The sequence below is a fragment of the Morganella sp. HSTU-ASny43 genome, from assembly GCF_022819185.1.
Taxonomy (GTDB): Bacteria; Pseudomonadota; Gammaproteobacteria; order Enterobacterales; family Enterobacteriaceae; genus Morganella; species Morganella morganii.
This window is the reverse complement of the sequence record NZ_WSPG01000018.1, coordinates 25,829-46,129: the sequence shown is the minus strand read 5'-3', so window position 1 is coordinate 46,129 and position 20,301 is coordinate 25,829. Positions and strand designations below refer to the sequence as shown.

The window sequence follows — 20,301 nt, the reverse complement described above, 5'->3', positions numbered from 1 at the left end:
ATGGGTCTGAAAAAATTTCTCGAAAAAATTGAGCCGCATTTTGAACCGGGCGGCAAATTACAGAGGTGGTATGCACTGTATGAAGCAGCCGCCACCATCTTCTATACCCCGGGGACAGTTACCCGCGGGCGTTCACATGTCCGTGACTCCATCGACCTTAAACGTCTGATGATCCTGGTCTGGTTATCCGTTTTCCCGGCCATGTTCTGGGGGATGTATAACGTCGGTAACCAGGCAATGCCGGTACTGCTGGATATGTACAGCGGTGCGGAGCTTCAGCAGGTGATTGCCGGTGACTGGCATTATCGTCTGGCGGAGCTTATCGGGGTGTCCTTCACTCAGGATGCGGGCTGGGTCAGCAAAATGCTGTTCGGTGCCGTCTATTTCCTGCCGATCTACGGGGTGATTTTTATCGTCGGCGGCTTCTGGGAAGTTCTGTTTGCGATGATCCGCGGGCATGAAATCAACGAAGGTTTCTTTATCACCTCCATTCTGCTGGCACTGATTGTTCCGCCGACGCTGCCGTTATGGCAGGCCGCGCTGGCTGTCACCTTCGGTGTGGTGGTCGCAAAGGAAATTTTCGGTGGTACAGGACGCAACTTCCTGAACCCGGCACTGGCCGGCCGTGCTTTCCTGTTCTTTGCTTATCCGGCTCAGATTTCCGGTGATACCGTCTGGACTGCCGCTGACGGCTTCTCCGGCGCAACCCCGCTGTCACAGTGGGCGGTCGGTGGCGAGCATCAGCTCGTTAATACCATGACCAATCAGCCGATCTCCTGGATGGATGCCTTTATCGGTAACGTGCCGGGCTCGATTGGTGAAGTCTCCACGCTGATGATTCTGATCGGTGGTGCAGTCATTCTGTTTGCCCGTATTGCGTCTTTGCGTATTGTGGCCGGTGTGATGGTCGGGATGATCGCAATGTCCGCCGTCTTTAATATGATTGGTTCGGACACCAACCCGCTGTTTGCTATGCCGTGGTACTGGCATCTGGTCCTGGGCGGTTTTGCCTTCGGTATGATTTTCATGGCGACGGACCCGGTTTCAGCCTCATTTACCGACAAAGGGAAATGGGCTTACGGGATCCTGATCGGGGTGATGTGTGTCCTGATCCGTGTGGCAAACCCGGCATATCCGGAAGGGATGATGCTGGCTATCCTGTTCGCCAACTTATTCGCCCCGTTATTTGATTATCTGGTGGTTCAGGAAAACATTAAACGGAGAAAAGCACGTGGCTAATGAAAAAACGAAAAACAAGGACAGTGTCGCAAGAACGTTTATCGTTGTCTTCGTCCTTTGCCTTGTGTGTTCAATAGTCGTGGCCGGTTCTGCTGTGGGGCTGAAGTCCACGCAGCAGAACCAGATTATGCTGGATAAGCAGCGTAACATTCTGGATGTGGCCGGGTTACTGACGCCATCCATGCCGGCAGACGAAATCGATGCTGTCTATAAAAAATTCATCAGAGCAAAAATGGTGGATTTAAAAACCGGTCAGATGAGCGACAGCACCGGCAAGTACGATCTCAACGATGAACTGCGCAGTGATGAGAGCAGTATTGCCCTGTCACCGGAAGAAGATCTGGCGAAAATCCGCCGCCGTGCCAACAGCGCGGAAATCTATCTGGTACAGAATGAGCAGGGTGAAACCAGCAAGATTGTTCTGCCGGTTTACGGCTCCGGTCTGTGGTCGGTGATGTATGCCTTTATCGCGATTGATGTCGACGGTATCACCTCCGAGGGGATCACTTACTACCAGCACGGTGAAACGCCGGGGCTGGGCGGTGAGGTGGATAACCCGCAATGGCGTAAACAGTGGATTGGTAAAAAGCTGTTTAATGAAGAAGGTATGCCGGCTATCAAAATAGTCCGCAGCGGCGCCACTGACAGCCCGTACGGCATTGATGGTTTATCCGGTGCGACACTGACCTCAAACGGTATCCAGCATATGTTTGATTTCTGGCTGGGCGACAACGGTTTTGGCCCGTTCCTGAAAACAGTACGCGAAGGAGCGTTGAATCATGGCTGATAGTAAAGAAATTAAACGCGTTCTTCTCGGACCGTTATTAGATAACAACCCGATTGCCCTCCAGGTACTGGGTGTGTGTTCGGCGCTGGCTGTGACCACCAAACTGGAAACTGCACTGGTTATGACCATCGCGGTAACCCTGGTGACGGCATTCTCCAGCATGTTTATCTCGATGATCCGTAACTTTATTCCGGGCAGTGTGCGGATTATCGTTCAGATGGCAATTATCGCCTCGCTGGTTATTCTTGTTGATCAGATCCTGAGGGCCTATGCCTACGGTATCTCCAAGCAGCTTTCCGTGTTCGTCGGCCTGATCATTACCAACTGTATTGTGATGGGACGTGCGGAAGCGTATGCCATGAAAGCACCACCGCTTGAAAGCTTTATGGACGGTATCGGTAACGGCCTGGGTTACGGTGTGATCCTGCTGCTGGTGGGCTTCTTCCGCGAACTGATCGGCTCCGGCAAACTCTTTGGTGTGACCGTGCTGGAGACAGTACAGAACGGTGGCTGGTATCTGCCGAACGGCCTGTTCCTGCTGGCACCAAGTGCATTCTTTATCATCGGGATGCTTATCTGGGGGATCCGTACCCTGAAACCGTCACAAGTCGAGGAGGATTAAGATATGGAACATTATATCAGTCTCTTTGTGCGGGCTGTGTTTATTGAAAACATGGCACTGGCCTTCTTCCTCGGGATGTGTACGTTCCTGGCGGTGTCGAAAAACGTCAAAACGGCGTTTGGTCTCGGCGTGGCGGTTACCGTGGTGCTGGGGATTTCGGTTCCGGCAAACAACTTGGTGTACAACCTGCTGCTGCGCGACGGCGCACTGATGGAAGGTGTGGATTTAAGCTTCCTGAATTTCATTACCTTTATCGGGGTCATTGCGGCGCTGGTACAGATTCTGGAGATGATTCTGGATCGCTACTTCCCGGCACTGTATAACGCGCTGGGGATCTTCTTGCCGTTAATCACCGTAAACTGTGCGATTTTCGGTGGTGTGTCCTTTATGGCGCAGCGCGACTACAACTTTACGGAGTCTGTGGTTTACGGGTTCGCTTCCGGTATCGGCTGGCTGCTGGCGATCGTGCTGATGGCCGCTATCCGCGAGAAGATGAAATACTCTGACGTACCGGCCGGCCTGAAAGGGCTGGGGATCACATTCGTGACCACCGGACTGATGGCTCTGGGCTTTATGTCCTTCTCCGGCGTACAGTTATAAGGGTGAAACGCAATTATGGATATCGTTATTTTAGGCGTGGCAATGTTTACCCTGATTGTTCTGGCGCTGACCGCGTTGATTTTGTTTGCAAAATCAAAACTGGTGAACACAGGGGACGTTAAGATTGAAATCAACGGCGATGCGGAGAAAAGCTTCGACGCACCGGCCGGTGACAAGTTACTGAATGTGCTGTCCGGTCAGGGGATTTTTGTCTCCTCGGCCTGCGGCGGCGGCGGAACCTGCGGCCAGTGCCGCGTGAAGATCAAAGAAGGCGGCGGTGATATTCTGCCGACAGAAATGTCTCACATTAATAAACGCGAAGCCCGTGAAGGCTGCCGTCTGGCGTGCCAGGTGAATGTGAAGCAGGATCTGAAAATTGAGCTGCCGGAAGAGATCTTCGGGGTGAAAAAATGGGAGTGCGAAGTTATCTCCAATGATAACAAAGCGACTTTCATTAAAGAGCTGAAACTGAAAATTCCTGATGGCGAAAGTGTGCCGTTCCGTGCCGGTGGTTATATTCAGATTGAATGTCCGCCGCATGTGGTCCGCTATGATGAGTTTGATGTGCCGCAGGAATACCGCGAGGACTGGGACAAGTTCAACCTGTTCCGCTATGTGTCTGATGTGAAAGAGCCGACAGTGCGTGCTTACTCTATGGCGAACTATCCGGAAGAGCACGGCATTATCATGCTGAACGTGCGTATCGCCACACCACCTCCGCGTGTGCCGGATGCGCCTCCGGGGATTATGTCCTCTTACATCTGGTCACTGAAACCGGGTGATAAAGTGACAATTTCCGGGCCGTTCGGGGAGTTCTTCGCGAAAGATACCGACGCGGAAATGATCTTTATTGGTGGTGGTGCGGGGATGGCGCCGATGCGTTCGCATATCTTCGATCAGCTCAAGCGTCTGCACTCCAAACGTAAGATGTCTTTCTGGTATGGTGCGCGTTCAAAACGTGAAATGTTCTATGAGGAAGATTTTGACCAGCTTCAGGCTGAGAATGAAAACTTCACCTGGAACGTGGCGTTGTCTGATGCCCTGCCGGAAGATAACTGGGACGGATACACCGGGTTTATTCATAATGTTCTCTATGAGCATTACCTGAAAAATCACCCGGCACCGGAAGATTGTGAGTTCTACATGTGCGGGCCGCCGATGATGAACGCCGCCGTGATCAAGATGCTCAAAGATCTGGGTGTGGAAGACGAGAACATTATGCTGGATGACTTCGGCGGCTGATTTCCGCCCCTGTCATAACGAAACTGCGCCCACACCTGTGGGCGCAGATGATCTGAAATCAGACTGGATTGTATATGGTAAAAATAAAACGGGCTTTCCTGCCGCTGGCACTGATGGCATTGTTACTGAGCGCGTGCGGTGATAACACTCCGGAAACACAGCAGGTAACCCTGAACGGCAAAACGATGGGCACCTATTACGCGATAAAATATGTCGCTGACCCGAAAGGCCCGTCGGCGGAATCACTGCAGAAAGGCATTGATGTGGTGCTGGAAGAGGTCAATGACCAGATGTCCACCTACCGGCCGGATTCTGAACTCAGCCGTTTTAATCAGAGCCGTGAGGTGAATACGCCGTTTCCGGTCTCTGCCGCGACTGCAAAAGTGGTTCGTGAGGCTATCCGTATTAATCAGCTGACAGACGGCGCACTGGATGTCACCGTCGGCCCGCTGGTCAATTTATGGGGATTTGGTCCGGAAGGGCGCGTGACCCATGTGCCGACAGAGCAGGATATCGAAACCCGCCGTCAGTGGACCGGAATTGATAAACTGAAGGTTGAAGGTAATAATCTGATTAAGACAGTGCCGGAACTGTATGTGGATCTGTCCTCGATTGCCAAAGGCTACGGGGTGGATGCGGTGGCAGAATACCTGGAATCACAGAATATCCGTAATTATATGGTGGATGTGGGCGGCGAAGTCCGGACACAGGGCATTAACGGCAAAGGCAAACCGTGGCGCATTGCGATTGAAAAACCGTCGTCACAGGGGCTGAGCCAGTCTGCACAGGAAATCATTGAGCCGGGGAATGCCTCTGTGGCGACATCCGGGGATTACCGGAATTATTTTGAAGAGAATAATGTCCGTTATTCACATACCATTGATCCGAAAACAGCACGTCCGATTAACCATAATCTGGTATCGATTACGGTGATTGCTGATAATTGCATGAGTGCGGATGGCTTTTCTACCGGACTGAATGTGCTCGGGCCGGAGCGCGGGCTTGAAGTGGCGAATGCGCAAAATATCCCTGTTTTTATGATTGTCAAAACAGAGAAGGGATTTGAAGAACGCTACAGTGAGGCATTTAAGCCCTATTTGCAGCAAAAATAAAAGGAGGTGGCTGATATGATGATAAAAGTATTTATCGCAACCTTTATCCTGTTTCTGGTCGCGTTTCTGGGAATGTCTCTCGGGTATATTATTAAGCGCAAGAGCATTCAGGGAAGCTGCGGCGGGCTGAGCAGCATTGGTGTCGAGAAAGTCTGTGACTGTCCTGAACCGTGTGATGCCCGGAAAAAACGAATGGCACGTGAAGCTGCCCGCGAAGAGAAACTGAATAAAAACCGGATTGTATAGATTCGGAAGATATAACAAAGGCGCCTTAAAGCGCCTTTGTTTATTAATGGCAGGACAACAATACGGAATCAGTAATAACGATAGTCTGATGTCACAATAGCGGTATTTATCACAATAATATTATTGGCCTGATTCCCTTCAGAGATACTCTGCCAGAGTGCTTTTTCACAATTCCCGTAAGTATCTGTCTGCTGGCAGATATAAATAGCTTTTACCCGGCCCAGCGGCGTATGTTGTGTCTGTGTCTGCCGGATAACCTGACCATCATCATTATACGCAAATTCATAGTTCAGCTGAGGAAGCCCGTTACTTTGGGACATAATCGCATTTATCTGCCGATCCTGACGCCAGTCGTAGCGGATTTCACCGCCGGTGTCCGCGGAATCCCCTGTGGATACCGCATGTGAGATTAAACTGTTTTCATAAAAAAAATCGGTTTCCATATGCGATTTTTGGGTATTGCCGCCACTGTTACTTTCAGATTCGGCACGGACGATTTGCTTCTGATTATTATAGAAAAGGCGGCTTCGGGCATGAATCAGCGTGACGGGTGCTTTTCCGCTGCCATGTAGTTGTGACGTGAATAATAAGGTATATCCCTGTTCCGTCTTCTTTCCTTCGGAATACATCCGGTTTTGCAACCCCGGGTAGTGCTCGGTAACTTCCAGCGAAAAGTAACTCAGTTCACCACACGGCGTCAGGTCATATTGCCCGTTAATCATAATATTGCTGTTTTTGTTGTCCGGGGAATGTGCTGTTGTGATGACGGATTTTACCGGGCCGTTGATCATACCGGCACCCAGAATAATAAAGTTACTGCTGCGTGTCTCATCTGAATACAAACTGCAGTCTGCGTAAGAATAAACACTGAATAACAGAAAAAATAATCCCGTAAAAACAAAGAGGGATTTTGGTGGTGAATTTAAATCGAAGAACAGGTTACTTATCACCGCATAGCCTCCCGGATGTTTCTTATAGTTATAACAAAAGTGGCCTGATAAATAAATTACTATAATTAATTAGGTTTGCTGAGATTATAAAATATTATGTAAGGATTACAGAGTAAATGGCAGGAAGAGACAGAATGTATTAAATAAGAGTGATATTCATCATCTGTTAAATCTCACTCTTATTTTTCAGGCGGGTAAAATTACCAAGTAATAATACCTTGATTAATTATTTTATTTTCATATTGAGCAGCGAATCGACCATCACGCCATCTGCACCCAATTCTGTCGCCAGTTGTAAATCGGCGGGTGTTTTTATACCGAACAGAACAACATGGTTTTGATTATTTTTACGAAAACAATCCATTGCGGTTTTATCCCAGGTCAGCACAACCGGAGAGCGTGCTTCACCCAATGTGAAGGTTTCAACCACATCCACGTTACGGTGCAGTTCAAAGCCATACCAGCGCGGCTGCGGATTATCTGCCAGGTCACAGGTGTGTGTGATCAGGCTGCCGGCCAGTGCATTACGGGTGGTATCACGGCTTTCAAAAACGGGGATTGACGGCGGCAGGGCAGCCAGATAATCCTGATCGGTTGAATAGACGCGGACACGGTTTTTGGCGTTATGACGGGTCAGTACTGAATCCAGCTGTTGTGCAAAAACCGCCGGTGAGGCGTCCGGAGATTTGATATCGAGGTAGAAAAAAGTATCCGGGTAACGGCTCAGGACGGCATCCAGTGCCGGAACAGAAGCCTTGATATGGGTTTTATTTTTCTGATTATAATCCCGGGCTGCATCGGTTTGTGCCAGTTCTGCGGCGCTGTAACCGGAAACCGGACCGGTTTTGTCGGTCAGGGATTTCAGATCAGACGGGCGGTATAACACCACCTGGTTGTCCTTTGAGAGCTGAAGGGTGATCCAGATGGCATCGGCTTTGTTACTCAGCGCCTTATCGATGGCATAAAGGGTATTCTCAGGGGCGTCCGCCGTGGCGGCGCGATGGGCAATAATCTGCGGTGCTGCATGGGCTGTCATAACAATGCCACTCAGGAAAAGGGCTGATAGTATTTTTTTCATAATCCGTCCGTCAAAAAGAATGAGACCAGGTGTGATGTCACGCTGTTGTAGCGGAGTAACATGACAACCGGATGTAATCACAGAAAAAAAGTACAAACCTGCAAATTTCAGCCCACTGATTGATTTGGTGAATAATAAGCAAATTAACCGATTTGAATTGCATTGATTTTAACTGTATATTTAAACAGTGTTATTGGTGAGCAGGAGAGGCGGATGCGTAAAATAATTCATATTGATATGGATTGCTTTTATGCGGCGATTGAAATGCGTGACGATCCCCGTCTGCGCGATATCCCGCTGGCTATCGGCGGCAGTTCCGACCGGCGTGGTGTGATTGCGACCGCCAATTATCCGGCGCGGCGCTTCGGGGTGCACAGCGCGATGTCAACGGCAAAAGCACTGCTGCTGTGTCCGCATCTGAAAGTGATCCCTGGGCGGATGGAGCTGTATAAAACCACCTCCCGCCACCTGCATGCGATTTTCGCCCGTTATACTTCACTGATTGAGCCGCTGTCACTGGATGAAGCTTATCTTGATGTGACGGACAGCCCGCAGTGCCGGGGTTCAGCCACACTGATGGCGGAAGAGATCCGCAAAACCATTTTTACCGAGCTGGGGCTGACCGCATCTGCCGGTGTGGCACCGGTGAAATTCCTTGCCAAAATTGCGTCTGATCTGAATAAACCCGACGGGCAGTACATTATCACGCCGGAGCAGGTGACGGATTTTGTGTTGTCACTGCCACTGCGTAAAATTCCCGGTGTGGGAAAGGTGACAGCAAAGCGACTGGCTGATCTCGGTCTGGAGACCTGCCGGGATGTGCAGAATTATGATCAGATATCGCTGCTGAAACAGTTCGGAAAGTTCGGGCAGATCATCTGGCAGCGCAGTCACGGTAGCGATGAGCGGCCGGTTTGTCCGGACAGGGAACGGAAATCTGTCGGTGTCGAGCGGACACTGGCGGAAGATATTGCCTCGTGGGATGAGTGTCAGACGATTATTGATGAGCTGTTTCCGGAGCTGGAGCGTCGTCTGACAAAGGTGTCACCGGATCTGCGGATCGCCCGTCAGGGCATTAAACTGAAGTTTGCGGACTTTCAGCAGACCACACAGGAACATGTCCATCAGGTGCTGGATAAAGCGGATTTGCTGAAAACGGCGGAACTGGCCTGGGAGAGCCGCCGGGAAGGGCGCGGCGTACGGCTGGTGGGGCTGCATGTAACACTGCGGGATCCGCAGCTTGAGCGGCAGTTGCTGCTCGGGTTCTGAATCACATATAAAAACGGCGGGATAATTATCCCGCCGCTGAGCTGAATAAGGCGATTACGCTTTTTCAGGGATCGCTTTTAAGATAGCGGTCAGTAACTGCCAGTACTGCCCGACACTCTTGATATGTACTTGTTCATCAGGGGAGTGCGCTCCGGTGATGGTCGGCCCGATGGAGACCATGTCCATGTCCGGATACGGTTTTTTGAATAAACCGCACTCAAGACCGGCGTGGATCACCATGATGTTCGGGGTTTTGTCAAACAGCTGCTGATAGGTTTCGCTGACCAGATGCATGACCGGAGAGTCTGCATCCGGCTGCCAGCCCGGATAGCCGCCTTCGGCAACAATATCCGCACCGGACAGTGCCGCCAGCGAGGTCAGCATGCTGACCACGGAGGATTTGCCGGATTCAATCAGGGAACGTACCAGGCAGATAATCTGCACACGGTCGTCACTCATTTTCACCACACCCACGTTCAGTGAGGTTTCGACCACGCCCGGAACCACGTCACTCATGCGGATCACGCCGTTCGGCATCACATTGAGCATATTGATAAAGCGGGACTGCACATCAGCGGTCAGAGCGCCCTGAGCAGCGGTTGCAGCTTCCAGGGTGACAACCAGGTTTTTCTCTTTCTGCGCGAGCTCTTCTCTGAGCAGCGCTTCAAAGGTCTGTGCCAGCGATTTCAGCTGTGCGGCTTTATCTGCCGGTACTGCCAGAGTGATGTGGCCTTCGCGCGGAATCGCGTTGCGCAGTGTGCCGCCCTGAAAATCAACCAGACGCGCGCCGAGTTCTGTGGCGTGACCGGCCAGGAAACGGGCCAGTAATTTGTTGGCATTGCCGAGGCCCAGATGAATATCGCCGCCGGAGTGGCCGCCTTTGAGACCTTTGAGGGTCAGGGTGAAGGTGCTGTAACCGGCCGGAACGGCTTCACGGCTCAGTGAGAGTGTTGTGGTGACGTCAATACCGCCCGCACAACCCATATAGATTTCACCTTCTTCTTCGGAGTCGGTATTGATCAGGATATCAGCCTGTAACCAGCCCGGCTGCAGACCGAATGCGCCGTCCATCCCGGCTTCTTCTGTCATGGTCAGCAGAACTTCCAGCGGCCCGTGTTTGACTGAATCGTCAGCCAGTACTGCCAGCGCGGAGGCCATACCGATGCCGTTATCCGCACCTAATGTGGTGCCTTTCGCGGTTACCCAGTCGCCGTCGATGTACGGCTGAATCGGATCTTTTTCGAAATCGTGTGCTGTATCATTATTTTTCTGCGGCACCATATCCAGGTGCGCCTGCAGAACGACCGCTTTGCGGTTTTCCAGGCCTTTGCTGGCCGGTTTGCGGATCAGGATATTACCGACGCTGTCGCGTTCAACGTGGAATTCCTTTTCTTTTGCCCATTCAATAATATGTGCAGCCAGTTGCTCTTCGTGGTAGGACGGATGAGGAATAGAGCAGATTTTGGCAAAAATATCCCACAGCGGCTGCGGAAATAATTGTGATAGTTCAGACACGTTCGATCTCCTGTTACTGCATTTTTCATTATTAGGGGGAGGATACCCGAAGGCGGCCGGTAACGCTGTTTAAAATGAGCGGTCGCGAATATCCGATGTCCGGAGAATAGCAAATTCTTACGCAAAGTGCGTGTGTCATAACAGGGAATTATGATGAATTTGTCAGATACTCTGGTCTTTGGCGGCTCAAGTCACTATAATCTCGCGCAACCTTTTTTCCGCAAAAAAGACTCTTTTCTGTAAATAATCAAGCCGGGATCAATCTGATATGAGCGAAAAATACGTCGTAACGTGGGATATGTTGCAAATGCATGCCCGTAAACTGGCACAGCGTTTAATGCCAACCGAACAATGGAAAGGCATCATCGCCGTAAGCCGCGGTGGTCTGGTGCCGGGTGCCTTACTCGCTCGTGAACTGGGTATCCGTCATGTGGATACTGTCTGCATTTCCAGCTATGATCATGACCATCAGCGCGATATGAAAGTCCTGAAAAAAGCCGAAGGTGACGGCGAAGGATTTATCATTGTTGATGATCTGGTGGACACCGGCGGTACTGCTCAGATGATCCGCGATATGTATCCGAAAGCGCATTTCGTCACTATTTTTGCCAAACCGGCCGGACGTCCGCTGGTTGACGATTATGTGGTTGATATCCCGCAGGATACCTGGATCGAACAGCCGTGGGATATGACCGTCAGTTTTGTTAAACCAATCTGCGATCAGTAAGCGAATGCCATGACACAACAGAACCTGTCAGAGAAACTGTTTAAGCCGAAAATCAAGCACCCTGAGACATCCGCACTGGTGAACTTTACCCGTTCCGGGATGAAGGAAGTCAGGGGCAGCGTCCTGAGCGGATGTACCCATCCGGGCTGGTATCGCATGATTAACCGCTTAATGTGGGCCTGGCGGGGGATCCCGCCGCTGGAAACCGAAGAGGTTCTCAGCCGGATCGCGGCATCTGATGCCCCCCGCAGTGATGATGCACTGCTGGATACGGTGATCGGCTACCGCCGCGGTAACTGGGCTTATGAATGGTCTCAGCAGGCGATGTTGTGGCAGCGCAAAGCGCTGGAATTTGAATCCGGCGAAAAAGCCTGTGAAGCCTGGCTGCTTGCCGCAAATCTGTACAGTATTGCGGGATATCCCCATTTAAAAGGGGATGAGCTGGCGGATCAGGCTACCGTTCTGGCAAATCAGGCGTATGAAAACTCCGCCCGGTTTGCCGCATATGAACTGAAAAAAATTGAATTCAAAATGGAGAGCGGCGGAAACATCTGCGCTTTCCTGCACCTCCCGCCGGGGAAAGGCAGTGCGTTTCCGGTGGTGATGATGTGCGGCAGTCTGGATAATCTGCAAAGTGATTACTGCCGCTACTTCCGTGACTATCTGGCACCGCAGGGCATTGCACTGCTGACGCTGGATATGCCGTCAATCGGTTACTCTTCAAAACAGACTTTAGGCCAGGAAAGCAGCCTGATGCACCAGCAGGTACTGGATCAGCTGCGCAATGTGCCGTGGATTGACCACACCCGTGTGGCGGTGATGGGGCTGCGTTTCGGTGCCAATGTGGCGATGCGTATGGCATACCTGTCCGCACATCAGCTGCGGGGGGCCGTGCTGTTCGGGCCGGTGGTGCATGATCTGTTTGTCAGCCCGGAGCGGCAGGATAAAATTCCCGGCATGTATATGGATGTGCTGGCCAGCCGTGCGGCGGCGCGCTGTACTGACCTTGATACTGTCCGCACCCGGCTCGGTTGCTTATCTCTGAAAAATCAGGGACTGCTCGGCCGCCGCTGTTCACTGCCGGTGCTGAGCATGTGCTGGAAAGAGGATGTGTTCAGCCCGAAAAGTGAATCGGAGCTGATTGTCCGCTCCAGCGCTGACGGTAAGCTGGTGGAATTCGGCCATACGCCGGTTTTTGACACTTTCCACAAATCGCTGGATGAGGCCACCCGCTGGCTCACCAGAATTTTATCCTGAACAGCATAATAATCATTGATAATTCCTGTCTGTTTGCTACAACTAAGCCTTCGCTGAAAGGAGGCTTAATGATGGCACTGGTTTCAGATTACACACGCGGCAGGTTGCTGCGATGTTTCACTGCATTGGGTCCGTATATCCGTGAGCCGCAGTGTCAGGAGGGGCACTATTTTTTTGACTGCCTGGCGGTGTGTGTGAATGCGGGGGTCGCGCCGGAAAAACGTGAGTTTTTTGGCTGGTGGCTGACACTGATCCCGCAGGAAACCGGGTTTGTCTCAGAATACCATACCGGGGTATTTGATAAAAAAGGGCTCTGGCAGGAAAAATCCCTGTCTGACAAAGAGATCCGTGATGCGGTCAGCAAAACCCTGACTGATTTTTATCCCCGCTTACAGGCCGTTCTTCAGGAACTGGATCTGTCCCTGACCCCGTCACCGGTATCACCGCCCCCCGGAAAGCAGCCGGATTAATGTCCGGTTTTGCGTTGTGCCTGTTGGCATGGCGCGCATCACCTGTTAAAACAGGTCATCTTTTCTTATCCCGCAAAATGAATGGTAGAACGCAATGAATAGCAGCCAAACGCTGGTTGTCAAACTGGGCACAAGTGTGCTGACCGGCGGATCACGACATTTAAATCAGGCCAGGATTGTTGAACTGGTCCGGCAGTGTGCGCAGCAGTATGTAAAAGGGCACCGTATTATTATTGTGACTTCCGGGGCGATTGCCGCCGGTCGTGAACACCTCGGTTACCCCGAACTCCCCGCCACCATTGCGTCCAAACAGCTGCTGGCGGCCGTTGGCCAGAGCCGCCTGATCCAGTTATGGGAGCGCCTGTTCTCGATTTACGGCATTCATATCGGCCAGATGCTGCTGACCCGCGCGGATATGGAAGATCGCGAGCGTTTCCTGAATGCCCGTGACACCCTGACCGCACTGCTGGATAACGGCATTGTGCCGGTCATCAATGAAAATGATGCGGTCGCCACAGCAGAAATTAAAGTCGGAGATAACGATAATCTCTCCGCGCTGGCAGCGATCCTCGGCGGGGCGGATAAGCTCCTGCTGCTGACTGATATTGAAGGGCTGTATACTGCCGATCCGCGCAGCAACCCGGACGCCACCCTGATTTCTGAAGTGCATGACATCAGCGATGAACTGCGCAGTGTTGCAGGAGACAGTGTCTCCGGGCTGGGCACCGGCGGAATGGCCACCAAGCTCCAGGCCGCGACGGTCGCAGGACGTGCGGGAATTGATGTCATTATTGCTGCCGGCGATCGCGCCGGGGTGATTTGTGATGTGATTGATGATATTCCGGTCGGCACCCGGTTCTTCGGGAAAAAAGCGCCGATGGAAGCGCGTAAGCAGTGGATCTTCGGGGCACCGCCTGCCGGCGAGATCATTGTGGATGACGGTGCGGAGAAAGCACTGAAAGATAAGGGCAGTTCCCTGTTGCCGAGCGGGATCCGCACTGTGAACGGCAATTTCTCCCGTGGTGAGGTTGTCCGCATCCGCGCGCTGAACGGGCGGGATCTGGCACACGGTGTCTGCCGGTATAACAGCGATGCACTGCGCCTGATTGCCGGACGGCAGTCACAGGAAATCAGCACGATTTTAGGTTATGAATACGGCGCAGTGGCTGTTCACCGCGACGATATGATTGTCAGTTAAGGATATCAGCATATGTTAGAACAAATGGGTAAAGCGGCCAAAGCCGCCTCCTGGGCACTGGCTCAGCTTTCCGGAAAACAGAAAAATCAGGCTCTGACCCGCATCGCCAATCTGCTGGAACAGAACAGTGCGCCGATCCTTGCTGCCAATGAACTTGATATTGCCAAAGCCCGTGAGCAGGGTACCTCAGAGGCGATGCTTGATCGCCTGCTGCTGACGCAGGCACGCCTGGAAAGTATTGCTGCGGACGTGCGTAAGGTGTGTCAGCTGGCGGATCCGGTCGGGGAAGTGATCGACGGCGGTGTGCTGGAAAGTGGTCTGCGCCTTGAGCGCCGCCGTGTGCCGCTCGGTGTGGTCGGTGTGATTTATGAAGCACGCCCGAATGTGACGGTGGATGTTGCCTCACTGTGCCTGAAAACCGGTAATGCGGTGATCCTGCGCGGCGGCAAAGAGACACACAATACCAATGTGGCGATGGTCCGTGTTATTCAGCAGGCGCTCAGCGAGTGCGGTCTGCCGCAGGCGGCTATCCAGGCGATTGATAACCCGGATCGTGCGCTGGTCAATGAATTGCTGAAGATGGATCGCTATGTGGATATTCTTATTCCGCGCGGCGGTGCCGGTCTGCATCGTCTGTGTCGTGAGCAGTCCACGATCCCGGTGATCACCGGCGGTATCGGCGTGTGTCATATTTTTGTTGATGAAACGGCGGATCTGCATAAAACACTGCCGGTCATCCGCAATGCCAAAGTGCAGCGTCCGAGTGTCTGTAATGCGGTGGAAACGCTGCTGGTGCATGAAAAAGTGGCTGCAGAATTCCTGCCGCTGCTGAGTGATCACATGGCGGCGGATAATGTTACCCTGCATGCGGATCCTGCCGCGCTGGCGCTGCTGAAAAACGGCCCGGCGAAGACGGAAGCAGTAACAGAAGCACAGCTGTCAGATGAATGGCTGTCACTTGATCTGAATGTGGTGATTGTGAAGGACATTGACGGGGCGATTGAGCATATCCGTCATTACGGCACTCAGCACTCGGAATCGATTCTGACACAATCCATGTCTCAGGCTGATTATTTCGTCTCAAATATTGATTCATCAGCAGTTTATGTTAACGCCAGCACCCGTTTCACTGACGGCGGTCAGTTCGGACTGGGCGCGGAAGTCGCGGTCAGCACCCAGAAACTGCATGCCCGCGGCCCGATGGGGCTGGCGGCACTGACCACCTATAAGTGGATCGGGGTCGGTGACCACACGATCCGTTCATAAACAGGCCGTTATGCATCCGCAGGACGTTTTTTGTCAGATGACAGCCACGTTCTGCGGATCGCGCTTTAGCTTTTTATCTGAGTACGCTATGATAGGCCATCTTAATTTACACTTATGTAAAATATTATGAACACCTGCGGAGAAAGCGGATAGTATGAATCATCAGGATGAGAAACCGATTATTTATCTTATCGGCGCCCGCGGGGCTGGCAAAACCACGGTGGGTAAACCACTGGCACAGGCATTACTGTACGATTTTATTGACACTGATGCCTGTGTGACAGAACAGTGCCGGATGTCTATCTCCCAGCTGGTGGAACAATCGGGCTGGCGCAGTTTCCGCGAGCTGGAAAGTGATGTGCTGCGTCAGGTCAGTAAACCGCACCGTCTGGTCTCCACCGGCGGCGGCATTGTGATGGCACCGGAAAACCGGGCGTTTATGCAATCCTCCGGCAAAGTGGTGTATCTGCGCGCCAGTGCCGAAACCCTGGCGGAACGGTTGTCACACACACCTCAGGCGCATCAGCGTCCGAGCCTGACCGGCAAATGCATTGTGGAGGAGATGGCAGAGGTGCTGAGCAAACGCGAGCCGCTCTATCTGGAATGCGCGGATATCGTGGTGGATGCCACCTGTCCGGTGCCGGAACTAATCAGTCAGATCTGCACCTGCATCCACGCCGCCGTATAGTGCCTGTTGCTGTATTATTGTGAACAGTGACACAAATCGAATAAAGGTAATTCCGTACCGCTCTGTCAGTTGGTTAATCAATCCGCTGTGTTATTATTAAAGCGTCTGCCCGCCGAACTGATTGGCGGAATAATAAATACACATGGAATTCAGTATGTTGATGAATGTGTTACGTGCACTGCTCCGCGGATTATTCCGCATTCGTGTTACAGGTGACCTGAGTAATCTTAATCAACCGCGAAGTGTAATCACCCCGAACCACGCCTCTTTTATCGATGGTGTTCTGCTGGGATTATTCCTGCCGACCCGGCCGGTGTTCGCGATGTACACCAATTATGCCACGCCATTTTTCATCCGCTGTTTAAAACCCATTGCCGATATTATTCCGGTGGATCCGCGTAATCCGCTGGCATTGCGGCATCTGATCCGCGAAGTGGAAAAAGGGCGTCAGATAGTGATCTTCCCGGAAGGGCGGGTGACGATCACTGATTCTCTGATGAAGATCTACGACGGCGCTGCTTTTATTGCTGCCAAAACCGGCGCGAAAGTGATCCCGGTGCGGATTGACGGCGCGGAACTGACGTATTTCAGCCGGATGCGGAAAGTGATCAAAAGTCACTTTTTCCCGGCCATCACCATTCATGTTCTGCCGCCGGAGACCATTCCGATGCCGGAGGCACCGCGTGCCGCAGAGCGCCGCCGTCTGGCGGGGGAACATCTGCGCGACATTATGATGGATGCACGCATGACGTGCCGCCCGTCACTGACACTGCCGCAGGCGTTTCTCGGCGCGGTAAAACGTTACGGCCGTTTCCAGCGGATCATTGATGACATCAATTTCAGTGAGGACAGTTATCAGGGGCTGCTGAAAAAATCCCTCGGACTAAGCTGTATTATCAGCCACTACACCAAAGAGGGGGAGCGCACCGGTTTCCTGCTGCCGAATGCCACCGTGATGGGAGCGGCGATCCTCGGCGCTTCCATGCGCCGCCGTATTCCGGCACTGCTTAACTACACAGCGGGTGTCGCCGGGCTGCGGAATGCCATGAAGGCGGCGGGGATCACTACCATCATCACCTCGCGCCAGTTTCTGGAAAAAGGCAAAATGACACATTTGCCGGAACAGATGACAGAAGCCAACTGGGTCTATCTGGAAGAGGCAAAAGCATCCGTTACCCTGAAAGACAAACTGTGGGTGATGCGTCACCTGGTCACGCCGCAGGCGGCACTGCTGCCGCAAAAGCCGGAAGATGATGCGATTATTCTTTTTACCTCCGGCTCAGAAGGCACACCGAAAGGTGTGGTGCACAGCCACGACTCTCTGCTGGCGAACGTTGAGCAGATTAAAACGGTGGCGGATTTCACGCCGAAAGACCGTTTTATGTCCGCACTGCCGCTGTTTCACGCCTTTGGTCTGACTGCCGGGCTTATCACGCCGCTGCTGTGCGGCAGCCGGATTTTCCTCTATCCGAGCCCGCTGCATTACCGCATGGTGCCGGAGCTGACGTACGATCAGAACTGTACCGTCATTTTCGGGACATCCACCTTCCTTGCCAACTATGCCCGTTTTGCTCATCCGTATGATTTTGCCCGTGTCCGCTATGCTGTGGCCGGGGCGGAGAAGCTGGCGGAAGGCACCAAACAGGTCTGGCAGGATAAATTCGGCCTGCGCATTCTGGAAGGTTACGGGGTGACTGAGTGTGCGCCGGTGATTTCCATTAACGTGCCGATGGCCGCCCGTACCGGTACTGTCGGACGGCTGATGCCGGGGATGGAAGCGCGGCTGCTGCCGGTTGCCGGGATTGAAAACGGCGGGTTGCTGCAGGTGCGCGGCCCGAATGTGATGAAAGGGTATCTGCGGGTGGAAAAACCGGGGCAGATTGAACCGCCGTCAGCGGAGAATATACAGGGCGAGGTTCAGATCGGCTGGTATGACACCGGCGATATCGTCACACAGGATGCAGCCGGGTTTATCACTATCCGCGGACGGGTCAAACGCTTTGCCAAACTGGCCGGTGAGATGATCTCGCTGGAGAGTGTTGAGCAGCTGGCACTGAGTGTTTCGCCGGATAAACTGCATGCCGTGGTGACGAAGCCGGATGCAAAACGCGGCGAAGCACTGGTGATGTTTACCACTGACAGTGAACTGGATCGCACACAACTGCTGACAGAAGCGAAAGCGAAAGGGCTGCCGGAACTGGCTGTTCCGCGTGATATCCGTTATATCAGACAGCTGCCGGTGCTCGGCAGCGGTAAACCGGATTTTGTCACACTGAAACAACAGGCATTACAGGAGCCGCAGGTATGACAGCATCCGCCCCGTTACTGAACAAAGGCATGAAAGCGGTACTGGTTTCCCAGTTTATTACGGCATTTGCGGATAACGCGATTCTGTTCGCCATCCTTGCACAGCTCAGCGCCCGGCACTATCCCGAATGGAGCCAGCCGATGCTGCAGATGGTCTTTGTGCTGACTTTTATTGTGCTGGCACCGTTTGTCGGACAGATTGCCGACAGCTTCCCGAAAGGGCGGGTGATGCTGCTGTCGAACGCCTGTAAGCTGTTCGGCGCGGTGGTGATCTGCTTCGGCGCGGATCCGTTCCTGGGATACGGGCTGATCGGGGTCGGGGCGGCGGCCTATTCCCCGGCAAAATACGGGATCCTTGGTGAGCTGACCACCGGTGAGCAACTGGTGAAAGCCAACGGGCTGATTGAAGCGTCGACGATTGTGGCTATTCTGCTGGGCTCGGTAACCGGCGGCTTTCTGTCTGATTACCATATTACAATGGCACTGATTTTATGCACGGTGATGTACGCACTGGCGGCAGTGACCAATATCTATATTCCGCGGCTGCCGCCGGCGAAAACCGGCCTGAGCCGCAATCCGCGCACGATGGTGGTCACTTTCTTCCGCGCTGTAGTATCACTGTGGAAAAACCAGGAAAGCCGTTTTTCCCTGACCGGTACCAGTCTGTTCTGGGGCGCGGGCGTGACACTGCGGCTGATGCTGGTATTGTGGGTTCCGGCGGCGCTGGGTATTACCGGCCAGACCATGCCGACACTGCTTAACGCCATGGTTGCTATCGGGATTGTGGCGGGGGCGGGGCTGGCTGCCCGCTTTATCACCCTGGAAACCGTGCGCCGCTGCATGCCGGCCGGGATCCTGATCGGGGTGATGGTCATTATTTTCACCTTCCAGACCTCGGTGGTACCGACCAATATCACGCTGATTATGCTCGGTGTATTCGGCGGCCTGTTTGTGGTGCCGCTCAATGCCCTGCTGCAAAAGCGCGGTAAAGAGACTGTCGGGGCGGGGAACGCTATTGCGGTACAGAATATGGGGGAAAACGGTGCGATGCTGCTGATGCTGGGGCTCTACTCCCTGGCCGTTAAAGCAGGTGTGCCGGTGGTGGTAATCGGTGCGGCGTTCGGCAGCCTGTTTGCCCTCGCCATCGGCGGATTATGGCTCTGGGATATCCGCCGCAAAAAACAGATTTCACAACAGGAGTGACCGATGCATGATGAACAGGCTCTGACCCGGCGCAGTACGGAACTGGGATCTTATCTCCTTGAGGCCGGTCTGAGTGTCACAACGGCAGAATCCTGCACCGGCGGGTGGATTGCCAAGGTGATCACAGATATCGCCGGGAGTTCGGCGTATTTTCAGCGCGGATTTGTCACCTACAGTAATGATGCCAAACACAGTATGATCGGCGTATCAGAACAGTCACTGTCCGCCTTTGGTGCGGTCAGTGAGGCGGTGGTCCGCGAAATGGCCGCCGGGGCGCTGGACACTGCGGATGCGGATCTGGCCGTCTCTGTCAGCGGCATTGCCGGGCCGGATGGCGGCAGTGATGAAAAGCCGGTCGGCACAGTCTGGTTCGGCTGGGCGTGGCGGGAAAAAACAGGAATAAAAACCGCGGCCCGCAGCTGGTGTTTTCCGGGCGATCGTAATGCGGTGCGCTGTCAGGCGGTGCTGAAAGGGCTCGACGGATTAATTGCAATTCTGACGAAAAAATCACTTGATACTGTATGA

General features: G+C 53.1%; 20 protein-coding genes. 17 read left to right on the top strand and 3 right to left on the bottom strand.

The window, feature by feature from the left end:
• From GN208_RS11080 to nqrM, 7 genes are all read left to right on the top strand, one after another.
• Positions 1-1,239 (top strand): NADH:ubiquinone reductase (Na(+)-transporting) subunit B, encoded by a 1,239-nt coding sequence (locus GN208_RS11080; RefSeq protein ID WP_243828370.1) that lies wholly within the window; start codon positions 1-3, stop codon positions 1,237-1,239.
• Positions 1,232-2,026: a Na(+)-translocating NADH-quinone reductase subunit C gene (locus GN208_RS11075; protein WP_015422523.1), complete on the top strand. Its 795-nt coding sequence runs from the start codon at positions 1,232-1,234 to the stop codon at positions 2,024-2,026. Before GN208_RS11080 ends, GN208_RS11075 begins: the two co-directional genes overlap by 8 nt.
• A complete protein-coding gene (locus GN208_RS11070; RefSeq protein ID WP_004237851.1) occupies positions 2,019-2,648 on the top strand; it encodes an NADH:ubiquinone reductase (Na(+)-transporting) subunit D in 630 nt (209 codons plus the stop codon). Before GN208_RS11075 ends, GN208_RS11070 begins: the two co-directional genes overlap by 8 nt.
• 3 nt (positions 2,649-2,651) lie before the next feature.
• Positions 2,652-3,248 carry an NADH:ubiquinone reductase (Na(+)-transporting) subunit E gene (gene nqrE / locus GN208_RS11065; protein WP_004237852.1) on the top strand — a complete coding sequence of 199 codons (597 nt, stop codon included), beginning with the start codon at positions 2,652-2,654 and terminating at the stop codon, positions 3,246-3,248.
• A 15-nt stretch (positions 3,249-3,263) separates the two neighbouring features.
• Positions 3,264-4,490 (top strand): NADH:ubiquinone reductase (Na(+)-transporting) subunit F, encoded by a 1,227-nt coding sequence (nqrF, locus tag GN208_RS11060; protein ID WP_004238760.1) that lies wholly within the window; start codon positions 3,264-3,266, stop codon positions 4,488-4,490.
• Positions 4,491-4,564: 74 nt separating this feature from the next.
• Complete coding sequence (locus GN208_RS11055; RefSeq protein ID WP_004237854.1) at positions 4,565-5,602, top strand: FAD:protein FMN transferase; 1,038 nt, start codon at positions 4,565-4,567, stop codon at positions 5,600-5,602.
• Between the two features lie 18 nt (positions 5,603-5,620).
• Positions 5,621-5,848 (top strand): (Na+)-NQR maturation NqrM, encoded by a 228-nt coding sequence (gene nqrM / locus GN208_RS11050; RefSeq protein ID WP_024472643.1) that lies wholly within the window; start codon positions 5,621-5,623, stop codon positions 5,846-5,848.
• A 68-nt stretch (positions 5,849-5,916) separates the two neighbouring features.
• Here nqrM and GN208_RS11045 read toward each other — a convergent pair whose 3' ends face one another.
• Together GN208_RS11045 and GN208_RS11040 are read right to left on the bottom strand one after the other, a co-directional pair.
• On the bottom strand, positions 5,917-6,690 hold the full coding sequence (locus tag GN208_RS11045) for a hypothetical protein (protein ID WP_214270518.1): 774 nt from the start codon (positions 6,688-6,690) through the stop codon (positions 5,917-5,919).
• A gap of 334 nt (positions 6,691-7,024) precedes the next feature.
• A complete protein-coding gene (locus tag GN208_RS11040) occupies positions 7,025-7,876 on the bottom strand; it encodes a glycerophosphodiester phosphodiesterase family protein (protein ID WP_015422525.1) in 852 nt (283 codons plus the stop codon).
• 213 nt (positions 7,877-8,089) lie between these two features.
• Between GN208_RS11040 and dinB the strand changes: the two genes are divergently transcribed.
• The gene (dinB, locus tag GN208_RS11035; protein ID WP_015422526.1) at positions 8,090-9,145 is read left to right on the top strand and encodes a DNA polymerase IV; all 1,056 of its coding nucleotides are present in this window, start codon (positions 8,090-8,092) and stop codon (positions 9,143-9,145) included.
• Positions 9,146-9,199: 54 nt separating this feature from the next.
• On the opposite strand, the gene pepD is transcribed toward dinB, so the two are convergent.
• The gene (pepD, locus tag GN208_RS11030; protein ID WP_015422527.1) at positions 9,200-10,660 is read right to left on the bottom strand and encodes a beta-Ala-His dipeptidase; all 1,461 of its coding nucleotides are present in this window, start codon (positions 10,658-10,660) and stop codon (positions 9,200-9,202) included.
• Between the two features lie 268 nt (positions 10,661-10,928).
• Between pepD and gpt the strand changes: the two genes are divergently transcribed.
• The 9 genes from gpt (at position 10,929) to pncC (ending at position 20,301) form a co-directional block, all read left to right on the top strand.
• Entirely contained in the window at positions 10,929-11,387 is a 459-nt protein-coding gene (gene gpt, locus GN208_RS11025) for a xanthine phosphoribosyltransferase (protein ID WP_015422528.1), read from the top strand.
• A gap of 9 nt (positions 11,388-11,396) precedes the next feature.
• The gene (gene frsA, locus GN208_RS11020) at positions 11,397-12,644 is read left to right on the top strand and encodes an esterase FrsA (RefSeq protein WP_004237861.1); all 1,248 of its coding nucleotides are present in this window, start codon (positions 11,397-11,399) and stop codon (positions 12,642-12,644) included.
• Positions 12,645-12,712: 68 nt separating this feature from the next.
• Positions 12,713-13,114 (top strand): sigma factor-binding protein Crl, encoded by a 402-nt coding sequence (gene crl / locus GN208_RS11015; protein ID WP_004237862.1) that lies wholly within the window; start codon positions 12,713-12,715, stop codon positions 13,112-13,114.
• A gap of 94 nt (positions 13,115-13,208) precedes the next feature.
• Positions 13,209-14,312 (top strand): glutamate 5-kinase, encoded by a 1,104-nt coding sequence (gene proB / locus GN208_RS11010; RefSeq protein ID WP_243828369.1) that lies wholly within the window; start codon positions 13,209-13,211, stop codon positions 14,310-14,312.
• Positions 14,313-14,324: 12 nt separating this feature from the next.
• A complete protein-coding gene (proA, locus tag GN208_RS11005; RefSeq protein WP_015422529.1) occupies positions 14,325-15,578 on the top strand; it encodes a glutamate-5-semialdehyde dehydrogenase in 1,254 nt (417 codons plus the stop codon).
• Positions 15,579-15,732: 154 nt separating this feature from the next.
• Entirely contained in the window at positions 15,733-16,266 is a 534-nt protein-coding gene (gene aroL / locus GN208_RS11000; protein ID WP_004237865.1) for a shikimate kinase AroL, read from the top strand.
• Positions 16,267-16,420: 154 nt separating this feature from the next.
• Positions 16,421-18,574, top strand: coding sequence for a bifunctional acyl-ACP--phospholipid O-acyltransferase/long-chain-fatty-acid--ACP ligase (gene aas / locus GN208_RS10995; RefSeq protein WP_015422530.1), 2,154 nt, complete (start codon positions 16,421-16,423; stop codon positions 18,572-18,574).
• Positions 18,571-19,776: a lysophospholipid transporter LplT gene (gene lplT / locus GN208_RS10990; protein ID WP_004237867.1), complete on the top strand. Its 1,206-nt coding sequence runs from the start codon at positions 18,571-18,573 to the stop codon at positions 19,774-19,776. The genes aas and lplT overlap by 4 nt, the downstream gene beginning before the upstream one ends.
• Before the next feature lie 3 nt (positions 19,777-19,779).
• Complete coding sequence (gene pncC / locus GN208_RS10985) at positions 19,780-20,301, top strand: nicotinamide-nucleotide amidase (protein WP_004237868.1); 522 nt, start codon at positions 19,780-19,782, stop codon at positions 20,299-20,301.

Coding starts and splice junctions, on each gene's coding strand:
- GN208_RS11080 (WP_243828370.1), top strand. CDS start 1: ATGGGTCTGAAAAAATTTCTCGAAAAAATTGAGCCGCATTTTGAACCG.
- GN208_RS11070 (WP_004237851.1), top strand. CDS start 2,019: ATGGCTGATAGTAAAGAAATTAAACGCGTTCTTCTCGGACCGTTATTA.
- nqrE (WP_004237852.1), top strand. CDS start 2,652: ATGGAACATTATATCAGTCTCTTTGTGCGGGCTGTGTTTATTGAAAAC.
- nqrF (WP_004238760.1), top strand. CDS start 3,264: ATGGATATCGTTATTTTAGGCGTGGCAATGTTTACCCTGATTGTTCTG.
- GN208_RS11055 (WP_004237854.1), top strand. CDS start 4,565: ATGGTAAAAATAAAACGGGCTTTCCTGCCGCTGGCACTGATGGCATTG.
- nqrM (WP_024472643.1), top strand. CDS start 5,621: ATGATAAAAGTATTTATCGCAACCTTTATCCTGTTTCTGGTCGCGTTT.
- GN208_RS11040 (WP_015422525.1), bottom strand. CDS start 7,876: ATGAAAAAAATACTATCAGCCCTTTTCCTGAGTGGCATTGTTATGACA.
- dinB (WP_015422526.1), top strand. CDS start 8,090: ATGCGTAAAATAATTCATATTGATATGGATTGCTTTTATGCGGCGATT.
- gpt (WP_015422528.1), top strand. CDS start 10,929: ATGAGCGAAAAATACGTCGTAACGTGGGATATGTTGCAAATGCATGCC.
- frsA (WP_004237861.1), top strand. CDS start 11,397: ATGACACAACAGAACCTGTCAGAGAAACTGTTTAAGCCGAAAATCAAG.
- crl (WP_004237862.1), top strand. CDS start 12,713: ATGATGGCACTGGTTTCAGATTACACACGCGGCAGGTTGCTGCGATGT.
- proB (WP_243828369.1), top strand. CDS start 13,209: ATGAATAGCAGCCAAACGCTGGTTGTCAAACTGGGCACAAGTGTGCTG.
- proA (WP_015422529.1), top strand. CDS start 14,325: ATGTTAGAACAAATGGGTAAAGCGGCCAAAGCCGCCTCCTGGGCACTG.
- aroL (WP_004237865.1), top strand. CDS start 15,733: ATGAATCATCAGGATGAGAAACCGATTATTTATCTTATCGGCGCCCGC.
- aas (WP_015422530.1), top strand. CDS start 16,421: ATGTTGATGAATGTGTTACGTGCACTGCTCCGCGGATTATTCCGCATT.
- lplT (WP_004237867.1), top strand. CDS start 18,571: ATGACAGCATCCGCCCCGTTACTGAACAAAGGCATGAAAGCGGTACTG.
- pncC (WP_004237868.1), top strand. CDS start 19,780: ATGCATGATGAACAGGCTCTGACCCGGCGCAGTACGGAACTGGGATCT.